Here is an 18,111-nt window from a genome sequence, read left to right as displayed (position 1 = left end):
TCATGAGCGCACAGGGCAATCGGGTGGTGGTGGTGGGCGCGGGGGTGGGCGGACTGGCCGCGGCGGCGAGGCTCGCGCGGCAGGGCTTCGACGTCCAGGTCTTCGAGAAGACGCACGGCCCGGGAGGCCGGTGCAACCAGCTCCAGGTGGATGGCTTTACGTGGGACGTGGGTCCCACCATCGTGCTGATGCCGGAGGTGTTCGAGGAGACCTTCCGCGCGCTGGGCCGCCGCATCGAGGACTACCTCACGCTGGTGCGGTGCGACCCGAACTACCGGGTGCACTTCCGCGACGGCTCGGATGTCACCTTCACGTCCGAGCTGTGTACCATGGGCCGCGAGCTGGAGCGCGTGGAGCCGGGCAGCTTCCAGCGCTACCTGGCCTTCATGGCGCAGGGCCGTGAGCAGTACCGCATCAGCCTGGACCACTTCGTGGGCCGCAACTTCAACGGAGTGAGCGACTACTTCTCCCCCCGGGTGCTGGCCAAGATTTTCAAGGCACGCGCGCACCGCCGCATGTACGCGGACGTCAGCCGCTACTTCCAGGACGACCGGCTGCGCGCGGCGATGACGTTCCAGACCATGTACCTGGGTGTGTCTCCCTTCGAGTCGCCCGCGGTGTATGGCCTGCTGCCCTTCACGGAGCTGGGCGTGGGCATCTGGTTCCCGAAGGGCGGCTTGTATGCCATTCCGCTCGCGCTGGAGCGCCTGGCGCGCGAGGAGGGCGTGACGCTGCACTACGGCCAGGCGGTGGAGCGCATCCTCACCGAAGGCGGCCGCACCACGGGAGTGCGGCTCGCGGGCGGCGAGGTGGTGTCCGCGGACGCGGTGCTGTGCAACGCGGACCTGCCGTACGCGTACGAGAAGCTGCTGGATCCGAAGGACGCGCCGTTCAAGCGAGGGGAGAAGCTGCGGTTCACCTCCAGCGGCTACATGCTCTACCTGGGCATGAAGAAGAAGGTGCCGGGCCTGCTGCATCACAACGTGATGTTCGGCCGGGACTACGCGGGCTCGTTCGAAGACATCTTCCAGCGCTTCCGCGTGCCGGAGGACCCCAGCTTCTACGTCAACGTGCCCACGCGCACGGATCCGTCGCTGGCGCCGGAGGGGAAGGACTCGCTCTACGTGCTGGTGCCCGTGCCGCATCAGCACTCGGGGCTGGACTGGAAGGTGGAGGGCCCGAAGGTGCGCGCGAAGGTGTTCCAGCGGATGGCGGAGCTGGGGTACCCGGACCTGGAGGCGGACATCGAAGTGGAGCGCGTCTTCACCCCGGATGACTGGGCGGGCACGTACAACCTGGCGCGTGGCAGTGCGTTCGGGCTGGCGCAGAACTTCTTCCAGATTGGCCCCTTCCGTCCGGCCAACGTGGACCCCCGCGTGAAGAACCTCTTCTTCGTGGGCGCCTCCACGCAGCCGGGCACGGGCCTGCCCACGGTGCTCATCTCCGCGCGGCTCGTCACCGAACGGCTGACGGAGTGGGCCCAGAAGCAGGGTGTGGCGCTGTCTCCTCGCGCGGGCGTTCCCGCGGTGGAGGTGGCGGCATGAGCGTCACCGCTTCCTCGGCGCTCATCGCGCAGGGCTACCGGCGCGCACGGGTCGTCACGCGCCACCACGCGAAGAGCTTCTTCTTCGCGTCGTATCTCCTCTTCGGACAGCGGAAGAAGGCGGCCTTCGCGCTGTATGCCTTCTGCCGGCGGCTGGATGACCTGGTGGACGCGGGCGAGAGCGCGCTGCCGGGTGAGGCGCCCATGGACCTGGCGACGCGTCTGGCCCGGGCTCGCGAGCGCGTGGCGGAGGTGTACCTGCCGCTGCCGGAGCTGGCCTCGAAGGAGCTGGGCCCGCCGTCCGCGCGCCAGCCCTCCGCGGACGCGCCGTCGCCGTGGGACCCGAGCGAGTTCGCGGCGCTGCGCCACACCATCCACCACTACCGGATTCCCGAGCAGCCCTTCCAGGACCTCATCTCCGGCATGGAGATGGACCTGACGAAGGTGCGCTACGACACGTGGGAGGAGTTGGACCTGTACTGCTACCGGGTTGCAGGTGTGGTCGGGTTGATGCTGACGCCGGTGCTGGGCTGTGTGGACGCTCGCGCGGTGGAGCCGGCGGCGGACCTGGGCCGCGCGATGCAGCTCACCAACATCCTGCGCGACGTGCGCGAGGACCTGGAGCGCGGCCGGGTGTACCTGCCCTCCGAGGAGCTGAGGGCCTTCGGCATCACCGAAGATGACCTGCGTGCAGGACGGGTGGACGCGAAGTGGCGTGACTTCATGCGCTTTCAAATCCAGCGCGCGCGGGCGTACTACGCGCGGGCGGCGGCGGGCGTGCACTACCTCACCGGCTTTGGCAGCCAGCGCATGGTGCGGCTGATGGGCTCCATCTACGGCGACATCCTGCGTGACATCGAGGCGCGGGATTACGACGTGTTCAGCGCCCGGGCCCACACGACGACGGGGCGAAAGCTGGAGCTGACGGCGACCGTGTTCCTTCGGCCCCGGGCCGCGCTGCCGGAGGCGCCCCTGGCCCTGCCGTCCGCGCCGGTGCCGCTGTTGCCCACGGGCACGGGAGGCTCGCGATGAAGGCCTCGCGCGTGGCGGTGATTGGCGGCGGCATTGGTGGGCTGACGGCCGCGGGCCTCCTGGCGAAGGAGGGCCACGCGGTGACGCTGTTCGAAAGCGGCCCGACCCTGGGTGGCAAGGCGCAGGCGGTGATGGTGGAGGGGCTCACGCTGGACACGGGCCCCACGCTGCTCACGTTGCCGGCGCTGGTGCGCGGCACGTTTGAGCAGCTGGGCGCGCTGGACCTGCTGCCGCCGTTCACGGAGCTGGAGCCGCAGTGCACCTATCACTTCACGGATGGGTGCGGCTTCACGGCGTACAAGGACCTGGAGCGCATGGCGGACAGCGCCGCGGAGCTGCGGCCCGTGGAGCGCAAGGGCGTGCACTCCTTCTACGCGGAGGCCGCGGCCATCTGGCGCGCGGCGGGCGAGCCCTACCTGGAGGCCCCCTTCGAGGGCATGGCCGGCTTCATGGCACGCGTGGCCCGCCGGGGCATCGGCGCGATGCTGGCCGGGATGAAGATGGACACGCTGCACGCGCTGGCGGCGAAGCACTTCCAGACGCACCACCTGCGGCAGTACGTGGGGCGCTTCGCCACCTACGCGGGCGGGTCGCCCTATGCGTCCAGCGCGGCGTTCGCGCTCATCCCGCACATCGAGCATGCGTATGGCGTGCACCACGTGCGCGGCGGCATTGGCGCGCTGGTGGAGGCGCTGGGGCAGGCGGTGCGGCGGTTGGGTGTGACGGTGCACCTGGACACGCGCGCGCGCTTCGAGCGCATCACCGAAGGCTACCGCGTGGAGCCGGTCGCGGAGGTGTTCGACAGCGTGGTGGTGAACGCGGATCCGCTGGCGTCGCTGCGCCGGGAATCGGAGCCGCTGTCACTGTCCGGCTTCGTGCTGCTCCTGGAGGTGGAGGGGCGCACGGCGGTGCCGCACCACGCGGTGATGTTCGGCGGGGACTACCGGAAGGAGTTCGATGAGCTCTTCGCGGGCCAGCTCGCCACGGACCCCACGGTGTATGTCTGCAACCCGTCCGCCACGGATTCGAGCATGGTGCCGCCGGGCCGCACGGGGTTGTTCGTGATGGTGAACGCGCCGGCCATGCCGCTGGAGGAGGGCAGGGCGGAGCAGGCCCGGCGTGATTGGGAATCCAACGCGGAGCGCGTGCGCGAGCAGATGTTCGAGAAGCTCGTGCGGCACTACCCGGCGTTGAAGGGGCGCGTGCGCGTGGTGGGGCAGCGCTCGCCGGTGGACCTGGCGGCGCGCGGGGCCCCGGGCGGTTCCATCTACGGTTTCCTGCCGCATGGCCGCTTCGGTCCGTTCCGCAGGCCGCGCATCCGGGGCGGCACGCCTGGGCTCTTCTTCGCGGGCGGCGGCACGCATCCGGGCGGCGGGGTGCCGCTGGTGATGCTGTCGGGCCGGTTCGCGGCCCAGATGGCATCCGCGCACCTGCGGGAGGGGGCATGAAGTCCGTCCTCGCGCAGAACCTCCTGTCCGACGCGGCGGAGTCGTGCGCGCTGCCCGCGCTGCCGGACCTGGCGGGGGCGTACCGCTGGTTCTACGCGGACGTGACCGCCGGGCCGTACAGCGCGGTGTGCATCTTCATGCTGGGGTCATTGTTCTCGCCGCGCTACTCGGTGGCGGCTCGGCGCGGCGGACATCCGCTGGCGTACAGCGCGGTGAACTTCGCGCTCTACCACCAGGGTGTGCGCAAGTTGTGGGTGCTGAGCGAGTACCCTCGCGTGGAGTTGCAGGGGCCGGGACGGCTGCGCATCGGCCGCTCCACGTTGACGCACGCGGTGGATGGCACGGTGCGCATGGACGTGGATGACCGGACGGCGCCGTGGGGCCGTCCAGTGCGCGCCAGCCTGACGTTGCGGCCGCTGACGGGGCGGGGCACGGAGGTGCGGCTCATGCCGGGCCTGCCGCATTACTGGCAGGCCCTGGCGCCCCGCTCCGAGGCCCGGCTGGAGGTGTCCACGCTGGGCGTGACGGCGGAAGGAATGGGCTACCACGACACGAACCACGGCCAGGAGTTGCTGGGCGCGAGGCTGTCCGGCTGGCACTGGGCGCGTACGCACCACGCGAACCACACGGTGGTGGACTACCACCTGCCGGACGGCGTGGCGCCAGTGCGCATGATGGCGGGAGCGAATGGCGTGGTGTGCGAGCGCGGCCCGAACCCCGAGGCGCGTCCCACGAACCTGACGGGCTGGGGACTGCGCGTCCCCTCGAAGCTGCACACGGGCAACGAGGTGGTGGGCGTACCGCATCTGCTGGAGTCGTCGCCCTTCTACGCGCGCCTGGAGTCGCGGCGGGACACGCTGGACTCGATGGGAGAGGTGGCGGACTTCCGCCGCTTCCATTCCCCGTTCATCCGCTGGATGGCGCACTTCCGCACGCGCGTGGGGAAAGCGGTATGAACGCGCTCGGCTTCTTCACGCTCGGGTGGACGGCGATGGCCGGTGGCTTCAGCGCGGTGGCGCTGGCGCGGCTGTATCGCCGTGCGCCCGTGACGGCCGGGGGGGCGCTGCCCTCCGTGTTGCTCCTGCGTCCCGTGGATGCGCCCACGCCGCTGGAGTTGGAGAACCTGGCGCACCCCATCGACTACGCGGGACCATTGGAGCAGGTGGTGCTGTCTCCGTACCGGCCGCGCCTGGCCGAGGGTGTGCGCTGGCTTCCGAGCGACCCCGTGTGCCCCAACCGCAAGGTGGGCCACCTGCTCTACGCGCTGGAGACACTCGATGTTCGCGGACGGGTGGTGCTCGCGGTGGACGCGGACGTGGCGGTGACGGGCGCGCTGGTGGAAGGCCTTGCCTCTCCGCTCGTGGCCGGCGCCGCCTTGAGCACCGCCGCTCCCACGCCCGTGGGCGCGGTGGACGCGGCGGGCCGCGCGATGGCTGGGCTGCTCCGCTACACGCATCACAGCTTCCGCGCGCTGCACGCGATGAGCGCGGGCGCGCAGGCCGTGTGCGGCAAGGCGCTCGGGCTGTCACCGCGCGCGGCGGAAGAGCTGGCCGGACTGTCGGACCACATCGGCGAGGACCTGGAGCTGGCGAAGCGACTGCACGCGCGTGGCCTGGACGTGGCCCTGAGCCCCTCACCTGCGTGGGTGCCTGTCGCCAACGGGACGTCGTGGCGCGTGCCGCTGGAGCGCTTCACGCGCTGGATGCAGGTGCTCGCGAGCCATCGGCCCGCGCTGTATCCCACCGTGCCGCTGCTCTTCACGCCCACCGTGCCGCTGCTGCTCCTGGCCGCGTGGCTTCATGAGCCCGCTGTGTGGCTCGCGGTGGCGGCGCTCGTCGCCGTGCGCACGTTGCTGTCGCTGCGCCTCGCCGCGCTGAGCAGTGTGCCTTCGGAAGTGGACCGGGGCCACGCGCTGACGGACTGGATGCAGGGTGAGTTGCTGCTGCTCGCGGCCTTCGCGGCCTCGCTGACGCGGCAGGGAAGGGTGACCTGGCGCGGCCATACCTACGCGCTGGAAGCCGGGGGACGCATGGTGCGGGTGGCGTCGCAGTGGAGTGGAGGCCCGGGATGACCTACGCGCGCTTCCTGGGCATCTTCGTCGTCCTGCCCATCCTGTTCCTGCTCGTGCGCTACCGCCGCACGCTGTCGTGGCGCGGGCTCGCGCCCATGGGCTTGCTGTTCATCGTCGTCTACGCGGCCACGTCGCCGTGGGACAACATGGCCGTGAAGTGGGGCCTGTGGGGCTTCGACCCGGAGCGCATCTGGGGTGTGAAGCTGGGCTACCTGCCGCTGGAGGAGTACCTCTTCTTCGGGCTCCAGACGCTGCTCGTGGGACTGTGGGCGCGCGACCGGCTGGAGCGCGTGCTGGCGAAGAAGCCTCAGCCCGTGTCTCACGAGCGGAAGTCCGTCCGCGCGGAGCGGACCCTGGAGCCCTCCGAGGTGTCGCCATGATGGAGACACGCTGGGCGTACCTCATCCACCTGCTGGCGTGGACGCTGCCCGTGATTGCCATCCAGCTGGCGGCGCTCGTGATGCACTACAAGGCCCGCTCGGGCGAGGTGCTGCGCGCGGTGCTGCCCCCGGCCCTGGTCGTGGGCGTGTACCTGTCCGTCGCGGATCACCTGGCCATCTCCACCGGCATCTGGAACTTCGGAGAGGGACGCCACGTGGGCGTGTTCATCGGCGCCGTACCGCTGGAGGAGATCCTCTTCTTCCTCATCACGAGCGTGCTGGTGTCGCTGGGGCTCGCGCTGTTCACGGCGCTCCTGCGGCTCCGGGAGGCTCGGGCGTCTTGATTCGCGCGGCCAAGGGTGGGCCCTTCGGGTGGGCGGTGGACCGGTACATCGGGTGGAAGGTCCGCTCGACGTTCCGGGGCCTGTGGGTGCGCGGCGAGCTGCCCTCGGACGGGGTGGGCCGGCTCGTCTACCTGAACCACTCCAACTGGTGGGACGGCTTCGTGCTGCACCAGCTCTGCCAGGCGGCGGGCTGGGACGGGTACTGCCTCATGGACGAGGAGAACCTCCGCCGCTATCCATTCCACACGAAGATGGGCGCCTTCAGCATCCGCAAGCAGGACGCGATGTCGTCCCTGTCCTCGCTGCGGTACGCGAAGGAGTTGCTGCGCAAGCCGCGCGCCGCGGTGTGTGTCTTTCCGGAAGGCGAGCACCGGCCCTTCGGTGTCCACCCGCTGAAGCTGGAGCGCGGCGTGGAGCTGCTGGCCCGCGCGGCGAAGGCGGAGTGCGTGCCCATCGCCATCCGCTACGCCTTCTTCGAGCACGAGCGTCCGGACGTCTTGCTGGAGGTGGGCGAGGTCCACGAGGCCGGTCCGCTGGAGCGCTTCCAGAGCGGGCTGGAGACGGTGGTGCGGCGGGTATCCGAGGCCACGAGCCTGGAGGGCTTCACGCGGAAGATGGCGGGGGCGCGCGGCGTGGCGGAGCGCTGGGACCGTGCGCGAGGCTTGAGCCCATGAGCCTGCGCATCCGCACCATCGCCCGGCTCACTGGCATCCGCGAGGCCACCCTGCGCGCCTGGGAGCGCCGCCATGGCTTCCCGCGTCCGGAGCGCAGCGAGAACAACTACCGCGTCTATTCACGCGACGAGGTGGAGGCCGTCCGCCGGGTGGCGAAGCTGATGGAAGGGGGCCTCTCGGTGAGCGAGGCCATCGCCCAGGTGCGCGACGAGCCCCGGACGTCCGTTTCTCCGTTGGCGCGGCATCTGGAGCGCTTCTGGGCTGCGGTGATGGTGCTGGACTCGGAGGCCGCGGACGCGGCGGTGTCCGCGGCCCAGGAGGGGCTGTCCGCGACCACGTATTGCGACACCGTCCTCATTCCGCTGCTGCGCGAGATGGCCTCGCGCCTGGACGTGGCGCGCGAGCACATGGCGTCCGCGCTGGTGCGGCATCGGCTGCGCATGCTGCTGGCGGGGATGGAGCGTGTGGGCGAAGGGCCCCGGGGACTCCTGGCGTGTCCGGCGAGGGACCACCACGAGGGCGGGCTGCTCGCGCTGGGCGTGCACCTGAAAGCGCGGGGCTGGCGGGTGACGCTGCTGGGGGCGGACACGCCCGCGGAGGCGTTGGAGGGGGCCTGTTTGCAGGTGCGCCCGGACCTGGTGGCGCTGTCGTTCATCCGCCGCCGGGACTCGGCCGACTTCGTCTCGGTGTTGTCCGAAGCGATGCATGCGTGCGCGCCGGTGCCGGTGGTGGTAGGCGGGCCTGGGGCGCGGGAGCACCTGAAGACGCTGTTCACCCTGGGCGCGCAGTACGCGGAGTCCGCGGAGGAGCTCATCGCCGTCTGGCAGCAGGCGCGAAACGCGCAGAACCGACCGTGAAGCACGCACACCATGGCTGAGCGCACCTATCGCATCCACATCGCCGCGGAGCTGTCGGGAGTCCGGGTGGAGCTCATCCGGGCCTGGGAGCGCCGCTACGGGGTGCTCGAGCCGGAGCGCACGCCCGCGGGCTATCGCGTCTACACCGACCGCGACGTGGCCCTGCTCAAGCGGCTCAAGGCGCTGACGGACGAGGGTGTTGCCATCAGCGAGGCGGCGAAGCTTCTGCCCCAGCTGCGCGCGGAGCTGGACGTGGCGCCTTCCGCGCCCATCGAGAATCTTCAGGCGCGGACCGGGTCGCAACCGGAGACGTGGCGCGCGGCGGTGATGGCCGCGGCCGAGGCGTATGACCAACCCCGCGTCGTGCGCATCCTGGACGAGGTGCTGACGGCGCTTCCGCCGTTGAAAGCCTTCGAGGACGTGCTGGTGCCGGTGCAGCGCGAGGTGGGCGACCGCTGGCACGCGGGCACGTTGACGGTCGCGCAGGAGCACCTGGTGACGCAGGTGGTGCGCGAGCGGCTGGTGAGCCTGCTGCACGGTGCCCCACGGGGAGGACGCAAGCACGCGGTGCTGGCGTGCTTCCCGGAGGAGGAGCACGAGATTGGCCTGCTGGGCGTTGCGCTGCGGCTGCGCCACGCGGGCATGCGGGTGACGCTGCTGGGGCAGCGCGTGCCGGCGGAAGGACTGGGGGAGATGGTGGCCCGGGCAAAGCCAGACGTGGTGGGCCTGTCGGCGGTGATGAACCGGGGCGCCATGGTGTTCGAGGATGTGCTGACGCGCATCCAGGAGGCGGTGCCCAAAGGGCTGCCCCTTTGGGTGGGAGGCCCCGCCGCCCAGGTGCACGCGGAGGTTTGCGAACGCAAGGGTGTGAAGCTCTTCGCTCACGAGGACGACTGGACGCGGATGGCGGGCTGAGCGGTTCTACTCTTCCAGGGGAAGGGTTCCGTTCTTCCACGCATCAAGGGTCATCGCCGCACTCACGCTCAGCAGAGTCGGCGGCGGCTCCGCCAACAGGGCAAGCGCACGTTCTGCCTCGCTGGGAGCGAAGCCCAGGGCGGCCGTCGCGGCCCAGTACCGCGTCCCTGGCTCCGGATCGGTCAGCAACACCAGCAGGCATTTCTCCGCATCGGGCCCACGGGTACGCAGCCCTTTCCTGGCGGCTGCCGCGAGAAGGTAGTCCTTGTTCGCAGCCCGAATGTCGCGCGCATTCAGTAGGCGCCCGTGCCTGGCTGAAACTTCGCGAAAACGCGCAATCAACTCCTCTGTCCCTAGCACCTTGAGGTCACGTGTCTTCATGCTCAAACCGAGCGCTTCAACTCCTGCTCTGAATGGGGGAATGGTGGGAGGGGCCGAGACGCATGGGGCCCGCCGTTATTCCGGATCCAGGGCCCAAACGCCTTCTTTCCACCCCTTCAACGTCTGTTGAGCGCCAAAGGCAACGAGCCCCTCTCCTTTCGCAGCCTCCTCCAACACCGCTCTGGCTTCGGCGGTGCGGTAGCGAAGCAGGAAGGCAGCAGCGGTGGCCCTCACGTCCATCCTGGGGTGTTTCAAGAGGATGCATAGCGCCTCTCTTCCCTCGTTACCTCGGGCACGGAGTTCATCAAAAGCCGCGATGTACCGGTCGCCGTGTATGTCCTCGGGATCCGCACCCACCTGGAAGATTGCGTCTGTCTGTGCCGCGACATACTCGGCAAAATGTTCAACAAGTGTATCCGAGCTCATGCCCGATTCCTGTCTTGTCGTTCCCAATCCGCGCAAGGGGGCTCATCGCTTGAGGGCTCTTTGAATCCCACAAGTCGGTCCGCGAAGCCATTTGCGAACGGACCGCTCGCTATGCTGGGTCCAGGGCCCAAGTGCCCTCCTCCCAGCGCTTCAGTGCCTGCCCCGCCTCGAAAGCAAAGAACCCCTTTCGCTGAGCCACCTCATCCAAAACAGCTTTGGCTTCGGCGGTTCGATAGCGAAGCAAAAATGAAGCAGCCGCGACCCTGACATCGGCCCTCGGATGCGTGAAGAGGCTCGCAAGCGCCTCACGACCGGAATCCCCAAGCGCACGAAGCTCTTTGAACGCTTGGATGTAGAGGTCACCATGGCGATCGTCAGGGTCGGCCCCAGGCTTGAAAATGGCATCAGTCTGCGCGGCAACGTTATCGGCAAACTGCTTGACAAGGGCTTCCGGGGTCATCGCCACATCCCAGCCTTGATGTTCTCAATTGCGAGCAAGCCAAACTCCCGCTGAGCCGCATACGATTGCGTACTCAGCCACTCTCGAATCGTCATATCCGGAGAGCCGGTAATGAAGGCACGCTTCCTTGAATAGAACGCGCTGACCAGGTCGTGGAGCATCTTGTCCAGGGCGATGACATTCTCGGTGTTGTGTATCGCGTCAGGCCCGAACCGGCGGACATTCCCCTCTGTCTGCTCGACGACGTGGTGCCACTCCCTGTTCGTGCCCGCGCTCCCTCGTGCCTTCGTCATGCCCCGGTGTGTCTGCCAGGCCTTGTATCCAGTGGAGGCGCTCCCACCGCCGTGCGTTCCATTCGATGACATGGCCACGGCGCCCGGCGCGAGGCCAAACGTGAAGCCATCCGCGGCGATGGCGACCGTCTCGACCTGTCCCACGGCCGCGTAGAGCACACCGGCCTCCGTCTCGGACCGGACCGCGGCCTGGGCTGCCCCTGGCAGGCCCGGGAGCTTCGCCCCCAGCGTCGCGCCCGTGCTTCCAATGGCCGCCGTCGCCAGCATCACGAAGGCCCGCGCCGCCTGCCGGCCCATCACCTTGCCGAATCGCTCTCCCGCTCCGCGCAGCTCGTCGAACGTCAGCGCGGCATCTGACTCCGCCATCAGGTGCCGGAAGCCCTGGATGAGCGCCCAGAACGTGTCGATGCCCACGTAGGCGATGAGCCCTGCCGAGAGCACCGCCGCCACGCCCTTCGTCGCGGGCTCCGGCACGGTCCAGAGCAGCGCATACGTGACCGCTGTCCACAGAGCGGCCTGCATCAGCGCTTCGGGATTCGCCATGTCCTTCACGGCCTCCCACAGCTCCTCCAGCACCGCCCCCTTCGCCAGCGCGAGCGCCAGGGCGAAGCGCGCGTCCCCTGTGATGACCGGGCTCTCCTTCAGCAGCCCCAGACAGTCACCGGCCCGTCCGGTCCGTCCGCACCAGCGCAAGTAGGCGCGGGTCAGCTCCACGTCTGGCTGAGTCTGCTCGGAGGACAGGTGCTCACCCGGCCCGAGAGGCGTGATGCGGCGGCGCTGCACATCCACCAGGTACGAACCGCTCCGGGGCTCCACCTCGAAGAGGCGCCGGGAGGCATCCTGGGCCCTCGGTGACAACCGAAGCCCCGGGGCCAGCCGCGCCACGGCTTCCTTCAGCGCCCCCGCATCAAGCGGGACCGGCCGGGCTGTTCCATCCGCACGAAGCACATGGACGACAGGCGCACCGCGCCCCGTGTCGAGCCGGACGACCTTCGTCGCACCGCTACACCCGGCCAGCGCCCAGAACAGGGACAGCACCAGCCATGGAAGCCGCATCAGGAACTCCACTCACAAGCAATCGTTTCGGCTCAGGCGAAGGCAGTCTCTCGGTGCACCCGGAGCGAAGGGGGAGCGGGTGGAGGGATGCGGATTCCGCTCCGGGGAATCCCGCTCATGGTAGCGGCGGCGGTTCAGGGACGGCCATCCCCAAGAGAGGCACTTCAGGACTGCTGGCCCGTGGAGCGCTCCTCACTCAGGGGTCGCTTGGGGACCCGTCACGCGGTTGAAGAACACTCCCGTGTTGCCGACTCTCTCAATGCCCTCCTTGACCTCCTCGGAGACAATCAAGGCCAGCTCCCAACCCATAGGGCGGAAGACACGCGCATCTTCAATTTTCGAAGTGTCGATACGCAGGCCAGAGATTGAGCGGTACTCGCCTACCCGCTCGGGTACAGCCCCGTCCGGAGGATATATCTGGACCTCGCGACAGTTGGCTTCGTCAATGCACTTGAAGCGCCGGGTCGCGTTGACGACGTAGTATCGCTCTGGCGTCCCCTCAATCTCTATCGGAAAAAACTGCACGTCGTCAGGCGCAAGTTCCCGGAAGACGCTCGCGACCTGCTCATTCGCAATGGGCGTACGGTCTGCATTGGCTACCGAAAAAGTACGCTTCACATCAACGTGAAAGGGGGTTGTCTTGAGCGGCCCCGGGTCAATCACCGGTCTACCCTCGACGAACATCCACGGCTCCTCCAGCGCGCCTCCTTCCATGGGGGCGGGTGTATCAAGGCTCCACTGCGCTACATCCCCAATCTCCACCGCGTAGAATTCTCGCGCCATCTCAGCCTCCACCCACCACGACCAGTTTCCTCAAATCCGTGCCAGTCGTAAGAAGATCTCCAGCAATCCTTGCCAGCTCCTCAATCAGGCGGACCCTGCACGTCTCCTCTGACTTGCATCGCCCCAACGCCTTCTCCAATCGGTCGAGAACAGCCCGATGGTATTCGCGTGGGTGCGGCCCCTGATGGGCTTTTAGACGTACCTGGTTCGCGACGTCCTCCAGCTTCATCCCGGCCCGGGCAAATAGCTTTGCACATAGCGGCGTCCAAGGCCCGCCGGACACAGCGGAGACCAGGTTCTTGTTTGTGCAGATGTGATGAACCGGCCCCTCGGCGTCACCTGGAATCTGGCCGCTCGAGTACATCGCGAGAGCAGCCGTTGCTCCAGGCGCCAACGTGACGTTGAGCACACCCGCGGCGGGCATCGCCATGGAAGTTACGCCCCCATTCAGCGCAGCCCCGAGTGAGAATCCCGCCTCGGCCTGTCCCCGGAGCGCGGCCTGGGTGAAGCCCGGGAGCTTGGGCCCCTGGGCCGCCATCGCGTTCCTCCCGCCCAGCGCAGCCGTGACGAGCAGCACCAGGACGCGCGTGCCGTTGGTCCCCAACACCCGCCCGAACCGGTGACCGATGTCCTGCAGTTCAAGGGTGCTCGTCGCCGTCCCTGCGTCGTCCCAAAGCCGCACGAAGCCCCGCCCAATCTCCCAGACCGGCACGATGCCCAGGTAGGCCACCATGGCGGCCGTCAGCGCCACGGCGATGACCTTGGTGACAGGCTCGGGCAGCGTCATGGTGAGAAGCACGCTCAGCGCGGCCGACGTCACCATGGCCTTGAGTACCGCCGGGTTGAGCATCTTGCCAACCTCAGCCTCGACGCTCTCCCACACGCTATCGAGCGCGAAGGACAGGGCCATGAGCGTCCGGTCCTTGCGCGAGAACGTCAGCCCCGTCCCGCCTACCAGGGCCAGGCAGTCATCCTTCTCGGGGCAGAGGCGCGCGTACAACGATTCAGGCGAACTCCCCGAGCCAGGGTCCGCGAGGCCCTTTGCGGAGGCGAGCAGCGTCCTGGACCGCACCCACCCTCGCGCATCCGCTGCTTCCGCCTCACGGAAGGCAACGTCCATTCGCATGTCCAGGATGAGCTGCGTGAGGGCGGACGTGAACGCGTCCTCGCTCACCTGGACCGGGGCGGCCTCCACCGGCTCGTGGACAACCCGGGGTCCTCTCCCGGTATCGATATGGACAACGCGGCGGGTCGCACACCCCGTCGCGAGCAGCAGCAACAGCGTGACGGCTCCGGCCAGCCTCATGGCGCTCCCCAAGCTCAGGAAGCGCCGCATCCTGACCTCAGTGTGTCAGGGCCTCCAGGGCTTTCGCCTGCGCGTCGATGAAGTGCCCGTAGTCCGAATCCACCTGATCCGAATAGGCACAGGCGAACTCGGTGACGGCTTCGTCGAAGTGGTCCTTGGTGCCCAGGTATCCCGCGATGAGCGCGGCGTCGCCGGTGCGCGCATGGGCGCGGGCCAGGGTGGCTCCACACGCGTCCGCGTAGTCCTGGAACACCGGCCCCTCCATCTTCTCCGCGTCCAGCGAGCCCTTCATGTCGCGCAGCTGTCGCACGTAGAAGGCGCCCATGCCCTCCACCTCCGTCCAGCCGAGGAACAGGTCGGAGAAGGCCTGCATGCGCCGCTGGCCCACCACCACGCGCTCGCCCGCGCTGTGGAACTCGCTGGGGCCCACGTAGGGCTCCAGCACGGAGGCCTTGGCCTCCTTGAGCTGCAACACCAACGGGTCCTCCCCGCCGTTGCCTTCACACAGCACGACGTAGGCTTGCAGCCCCACGCTGCCCACGCCCACGACCTTGAAGCCCCACTCCTTGCGCCGGTAGCGCAGGCACAAATCCCTCACCGCGCCGTCCAGCGACTCCAGGTAGCCCACCGTGAGCCGCTTGATGCGCCGGTCCAGCTCCGTGGCCGACACGTCCATCTTCACCGCGCTGAGCGGGAAGAGCAGGGGCGGCTGGTAGGCCAGGTGTCGCTGGCCGTTGCGCTCCACGGTGAGCTTCTCCACCGCGTGCGCGCTCGTGTGTCGCTTCGCCTTCTCCACCGCCTCCGCGGCGAGCTTCGCGGTGTCGACGGAGTCGGAGTTCTTCAGCTCCTTCGCGTCCACGTGGAGCGACCAGACCTCCAGGAGGCTCCGGGTCGTCAACTCGCGCATCGTGAGCCGGTAGGACTCCACGGCCTTGCGCGCGGCCTTCTTGCCGCAGCGGGCGCCCAGGCCGTTCTGCTTCGCGGCCACGACGAAGCTCGCGGCCAGGCGCTTCACGTCCCATTCGAAGGGGCCGGGCAGCGTCTCGTCGAAGTCGTTGAGGTCGAAGATGAGGTTGCGCTCGGGCGTGCCGAACAGGCCGAAGTTGGCCAGGTGCGCGTCTCCGCAAATCTGACTGCGCAGGCCGCTGTGCGGCGTGTGGGCCAGGTCGCGCGCCATGACGAAGGGCGTGCCGCGCAGGAAGGCGAACGGGGACTCGGACATGCGCTCATGGCGCACGGGCACCAGCCACGGCAACCGCGTGGCGTCGGACTCCTTGAGCTGCGCGCGCGGGTCGCGTCCCCGGAAGGCCTTCCACGCGGCGTGGCTGCTCCGGGGACAGCGCTTGCGCAGGGCGCGGCCCGCGTCCATGCGCTCCTCCACGGAGCGGAAGTCCACGGCCTGCAGCCGCGAGGGCTTCAGCTTCCGGGGCGCGCGCCGCGTGCGCTGCTGTTTCTGGTTGGATACGAGGGGAACCTTCGCGGCTCCCAGCTCGGATGTGCCGTCCGCATCCATGGGGTGTGTGACTCCTCACCGCCAAAAGTGGGACCGGCACCGCGGAACCGGAAGCGTCCGGGGCCGGAAAATCGCCCACCCCTGGAGCAGGGGCGGATGCAGTGTTCACTCCCGAAGAGACACCTTCCTCGGCGTGAGCGGGATGCCGCCCTTCGGACGCAGGGTGATGGCGGGAAGAACCTCCGGTGCGGGCCCTGGCGCTGCGTCGAAGTGGAAGCGCTGGAGCACCGTGGCCAACACCAGGCGGATGACCATCAACGCGGAGCCCGCGCCGATGCAGAGCCGGGGCCCTCCTCCGAAAGGGCAGTAGGCGAAGCGCGGAATGCGGCGCTCCAGCCCGTCCGCCCAGCGCTCGGGTCGGAAGGCCTCCGGCTCCGGGAAGTGGCTTGCGTCCCGGTGCAGTGCCCACTGGGACCACGCGACCACCGTCCCTGCTGGCACGAAGACGCCGTCCATCCGGTCGTCCTGCTCCGCCACCCGGCTCATGCCCCACGCGGGCGGATACAGACGCAGCGACTCCTTCACCACCTGCTCGCAGTACGGCAGTGACGGCAGGTCCGCCACAGTGGGCTCGCGGCCTCCCAACACCGTGGCCAGCTCTTGCCGCAGCGCTGCTTCCGCCTCCGGATGGCGCGCCAGCAACCACAGACTGAGCGCCAGCGCGGCGGCCGTCGTCTCATGCCCGGCGATCATCAATGTCAGACATTCGTCGCGCAGCTGCGCGTCCGTCAGGTGCTCGCCGTCCTCGGCTTGCGCCTCCAGCATCAGGCCCAGCAGGTCCTCTCCAGGGCCTCCCTGCCTCCTTCGGCGCTCCACCACGTCGTCCACGACGGCGTGCAATGCGCGCAGGCCAGCCCTGAACCGAAGCTGTCCCGGCGTGGGCACCCAGGCGGGCAGCGTGATGGGCGTGTCGAAGAGGTGCTGGGCATGCAGCATCACCGCCTCCATCGCCCGTCCCAGCTCCCGCGCCTGCGCGGAGAGGTTCGCGCCGAAGAGCGTCTCCGCGACCACGTCCAACGTCAGCGCCATCATCTCCGTGTATGCGTCGAACGCCTCTCCCTCCGGCCGCGACGCCATCCAGGTGTTCGCGGCCTTCACCGCCATGCTTCCGTGCGCGGCCAGCAGGTTCTTGTGGAAGGCCGGCTGCATCATCCGCCGCCGCCGCATCCAGAAGTCGCCGTGGCTGGTGAACAGGCCGTTGCCCACCACCGCCTCCAGGGCGCGCTTCTGGAACGCGTCCTTCGGGTAGTTGCGGAAGTTCTTCACCAACACGTGCTCGATGGCCTCCGACGTGTTGAGCAGGTAGATGTCCGTCCCCACGAAGCGGGTCCGCACCACCGCGCCCCGGTCCGCGTAGCGCAGGAAGAAGCCCAGCGGATCCTTCCGGTACTCCAACCCCTGACCCACCCACGGCAGCCCCGCGGGAAGTGGGGGCGGAAGGACCGCGGAATCGGAAGGGGCGGCGTGCATGCGGCGACTCCTGGACGGGGCACAAAAGACCTTCCCGAGCGCTCGAGTGTACCCGAGCAAGTCCGGTGGAGGCCCAACGGTGACGGCGCACGCTACAAACCCAGGAGCGTGTGACATGCGGGGCTACTGCGACTTACCGCGTCAGCAGATTTTCCGGGGGAATCCGAAAGATTTGTTTTCGCATGTTACTGGCTCGGCGGGTGCAGAGGCCGCTGCCGCCGCTCGCGGGGCGGAGGTCTTGCGCGCGGTGTTTCGCCCACCGGGTGAAACACACCCCATTTCGAGGTTGAAGACATGCGGACGATGAAGACCGGATTCGTGATGGCGGCGGCGTTCCTGTCCCTGGCGGGTTGCCAGGGTCCGGACGACAGCGCGCAGGCCCCCACGGGCACGCAGGAGTCGCAGGCGCAGGGCTGTGTCTCTCGGTTCAATGGCATCCAGAGCTGCGCGGTGGGCAACGCGCAGCTGGCCGCCACGGCGGAGGGGCTCCAGGTGTTCGGGCTCGCGCAGGGGACCGCGAACGGCGTGGCCAGCCGGTTCTCCAACGCGACGGGCTGGCAGCAGGCCGCGCGGATGAACCTGGGCGGCGGTCAGGGCCAGTTCTCGCTGGCCGCGCGTGACGCGGACCAGGTGGTCAGCACCCTGAGCGTCACGCCGAGCGCGAACGGGTCGCAGCTGTCCGTGGCGCCCGCCTTCACCGGCACGGCCGGTGGCTCCACCTACCGCGTCAACGTGTACCGCGACGGCGTGTTCCAGGGCGGCGGCACCCACGAGCCCGCGGCCCGCGTCGTCATCTTCACGGACTGGATGGGCAACGTGTACATGGCCTGGGGCTTCGCGGCCATCGACTTCCGCCACCTGCCGTTCCCGTTCGCCGTGCGCGCGGACGCCGTGCCCCAGACCGAGGACGGCGCCTGCATCTGGCGCATGAGCCTCAAGGGCAAGACCTTCACCACCCAGGTGAATGGTCAGCAGCTCACCGGTGACACCCTGGAGCTGGTGGAGCAGATCGGCGACGGCGCCTATCCCTACCGCCACTTCTCCGGCATCGACGTGAAGGGCTCCGCCGGCAGCTACACCATCGTGAACGAGGCCACCGCCCTGGTCAGCGCCGACGGCGCCCAGGCGCGCTAATCGTTCCGTGACACCGCCCGTCCCC

Annotated in this window: 19 protein-coding genes; 11 read left to right on the top strand and 8 right to left on the bottom strand. The window is 68.8% G+C overall.

Annotated elements, in window-relative coordinates; all coding sequences use genetic code 11:
- Positions 1–2: 2 nt before the first annotated feature.
- Genes D7X99_RS26060 through D7X99_RS26015 form a run of 10 tightly spaced genes read left to right on the top strand, consistent with a single transcriptional unit; the run spans position 3 to position 9,264 of the window.
- The gene (locus tag D7X99_RS26060) at positions 3–1,544 is read left to right on the top strand and encodes an NAD(P)/FAD-dependent oxidoreductase (RefSeq protein ID WP_121780141.1); all 1,542 of its coding nucleotides are present in this window, start codon (positions 3–5) and stop codon (positions 1,542–1,544) included.
- A complete protein-coding gene (locus D7X99_RS26055) occupies positions 1,541–2,575 on the top strand; it encodes a phytoene/squalene synthase family protein (RefSeq protein ID WP_121780140.1) in 1,035 nt (344 codons plus the stop codon). Before D7X99_RS26060 ends, D7X99_RS26055 begins: the two co-directional genes overlap by 4 nt.
- Positions 2,572–4,023 carry an NAD(P)/FAD-dependent oxidoreductase gene (locus D7X99_RS26050; RefSeq protein ID WP_121780139.1) on the top strand — a complete coding sequence of 484 codons (1,452 nt, stop codon included), beginning with the start codon at positions 2,572–2,574 and terminating at the stop codon, positions 4,021–4,023. The genes D7X99_RS26055 and D7X99_RS26050 overlap by 4 nt, the downstream gene beginning before the upstream one ends.
- Complete coding sequence (locus D7X99_RS26045) at positions 4,020–4,979, top strand: carotenoid 1,2-hydratase (protein WP_121780138.1); 960 nt, start codon at positions 4,020–4,022, stop codon at positions 4,977–4,979. Before D7X99_RS26050 ends, D7X99_RS26045 begins: the two co-directional genes overlap by 4 nt.
- Positions 4,976–6,094 (top strand): glycosyltransferase, encoded by a 1,119-nt coding sequence (locus tag D7X99_RS26040; protein WP_121780137.1) that lies wholly within the window; start codon positions 4,976–4,978, stop codon positions 6,092–6,094. The genes D7X99_RS26045 and D7X99_RS26040 overlap by 4 nt, the downstream gene beginning before the upstream one ends.
- Positions 6,091–6,474: a lycopene cyclase domain-containing protein gene (locus tag D7X99_RS26035; protein ID WP_120576427.1), complete on the top strand. Its 384-nt coding sequence runs from the start codon at positions 6,091–6,093 to the stop codon at positions 6,472–6,474. Before D7X99_RS26040 ends, D7X99_RS26035 begins: the two co-directional genes overlap by 4 nt.
- Positions 6,471–6,818: a lycopene cyclase domain-containing protein gene (locus D7X99_RS26030; protein WP_121780136.1), complete on the top strand. Its 348-nt coding sequence runs from the start codon at positions 6,471–6,473 to the stop codon at positions 6,816–6,818. The genes D7X99_RS26035 and D7X99_RS26030 overlap by 4 nt, the downstream gene beginning before the upstream one ends.
- On the top strand, positions 6,815–7,492 hold the full coding sequence (locus D7X99_RS26025; RefSeq protein ID WP_121780135.1) for a lysophospholipid acyltransferase family protein: 678 nt from the start codon (positions 6,815–6,817) through the stop codon (positions 7,490–7,492). The genes D7X99_RS26030 and D7X99_RS26025 overlap by 4 nt, the downstream gene beginning before the upstream one ends.
- Positions 7,489–8,349: a MerR family transcriptional regulator gene (locus D7X99_RS26020; protein ID WP_121780134.1), complete on the top strand. Its 861-nt coding sequence runs from the start codon at positions 7,489–7,491 to the stop codon at positions 8,347–8,349. Before D7X99_RS26025 ends, D7X99_RS26020 begins: the two co-directional genes overlap by 4 nt.
- Positions 8,350–8,361: 12 nt before the next feature.
- Entirely contained in the window at positions 8,362–9,264 is a 903-nt protein-coding gene (locus tag D7X99_RS26015) for a MerR family transcriptional regulator (RefSeq protein ID WP_121780133.1), read from the top strand.
- A 6-nt stretch (positions 9,265–9,270) separates the two neighbouring features.
- On the opposite strand, the gene D7X99_RS26010 is transcribed toward D7X99_RS26015, so the two are convergent.
- The 8 genes from D7X99_RS26010 to D7X99_RS25975 form a co-directional block, all read right to left on the bottom strand.
- A complete protein-coding gene (locus D7X99_RS26010; protein WP_147476266.1) occupies positions 9,271–9,645 on the bottom strand; it encodes a DUF2019 domain-containing protein in 375 nt (124 codons plus the stop codon).
- Between the two features lie 75 nt (positions 9,646–9,720).
- Positions 9,721–10,071: a DUF2019 domain-containing protein gene (locus tag D7X99_RS26005; RefSeq protein ID WP_121780131.1), complete on the bottom strand. Its 351-nt coding sequence runs from the start codon at positions 10,069–10,071 to the stop codon at positions 9,721–9,723.
- 109 nt (positions 10,072–10,180) lie between these two features.
- Positions 10,181–10,531, bottom strand: coding sequence for a DUF2019 domain-containing protein (locus D7X99_RS26000; RefSeq protein WP_121780156.1), 351 nt, complete (start codon positions 10,529–10,531; stop codon positions 10,181–10,183).
- Positions 10,528–11,880 (bottom strand): hypothetical protein, encoded by a 1,353-nt coding sequence (locus tag D7X99_RS25995; protein WP_121780157.1) that lies wholly within the window; start codon positions 11,878–11,880, stop codon positions 10,528–10,530. Before D7X99_RS25995 ends, D7X99_RS26000 begins: the two co-directional genes overlap by 4 nt.
- 192 nt (positions 11,881–12,072) lie before the next feature.
- Complete coding sequence (locus D7X99_RS25990; RefSeq protein ID WP_121780155.1) at positions 12,073–12,663, bottom strand: DUF1629 domain-containing protein; 591 nt, start codon at positions 12,661–12,663, stop codon at positions 12,073–12,075.
- A gap of 1 nt (position 12,664) precedes the next feature.
- Positions 12,665–13,969 (bottom strand): AHH domain-containing protein, encoded by a 1,305-nt coding sequence (locus tag D7X99_RS25985; RefSeq protein WP_121780154.1) that lies wholly within the window; start codon positions 13,967–13,969, stop codon positions 12,665–12,667.
- Between the two features lie 37 nt (positions 13,970–14,006).
- Positions 14,007–15,482: a DUF2252 domain-containing protein gene (locus D7X99_RS25980; protein ID WP_121780130.1), complete on the bottom strand. Its 1,476-nt coding sequence runs from the start codon at positions 15,480–15,482 to the stop codon at positions 14,007–14,009.
- Positions 15,483–15,587: 105 nt separating this feature from the next.
- Positions 15,588–16,952 carry a cytochrome P450 gene (locus D7X99_RS25975; protein WP_158627071.1) on the bottom strand — a complete coding sequence of 455 codons (1,365 nt, stop codon included), beginning with the start codon at positions 16,950–16,952 and terminating at the stop codon, positions 15,588–15,590.
- A gap of 303 nt (positions 16,953–17,255) precedes the next feature.
- Here D7X99_RS25975 and D7X99_RS25970 point away from each other — a divergent pair, with 303 nt between their 5' ends.
- On the top strand, positions 17,256–18,086 hold the full coding sequence (locus D7X99_RS25970; protein ID WP_121780128.1) for a hypothetical protein: 831 nt from the start codon (positions 17,256–17,258) through the stop codon (positions 18,084–18,086).
- Positions 18,087–18,111: the final 25 nt, after the last annotated feature.

Origin of the sequence: Corallococcus sp. AB032C (assembly GCF_003668935.1) — a bacterium.
GTDB classification, from domain to species: Bacteria; Myxococcota; Myxococcia; order Myxococcales; family Myxococcaceae; genus Corallococcus; species Corallococcus exiguus.
Note: the sequence above shows the minus strand (reverse complement) of the source record. Positions and strands in the feature narration are given on the sequence as shown.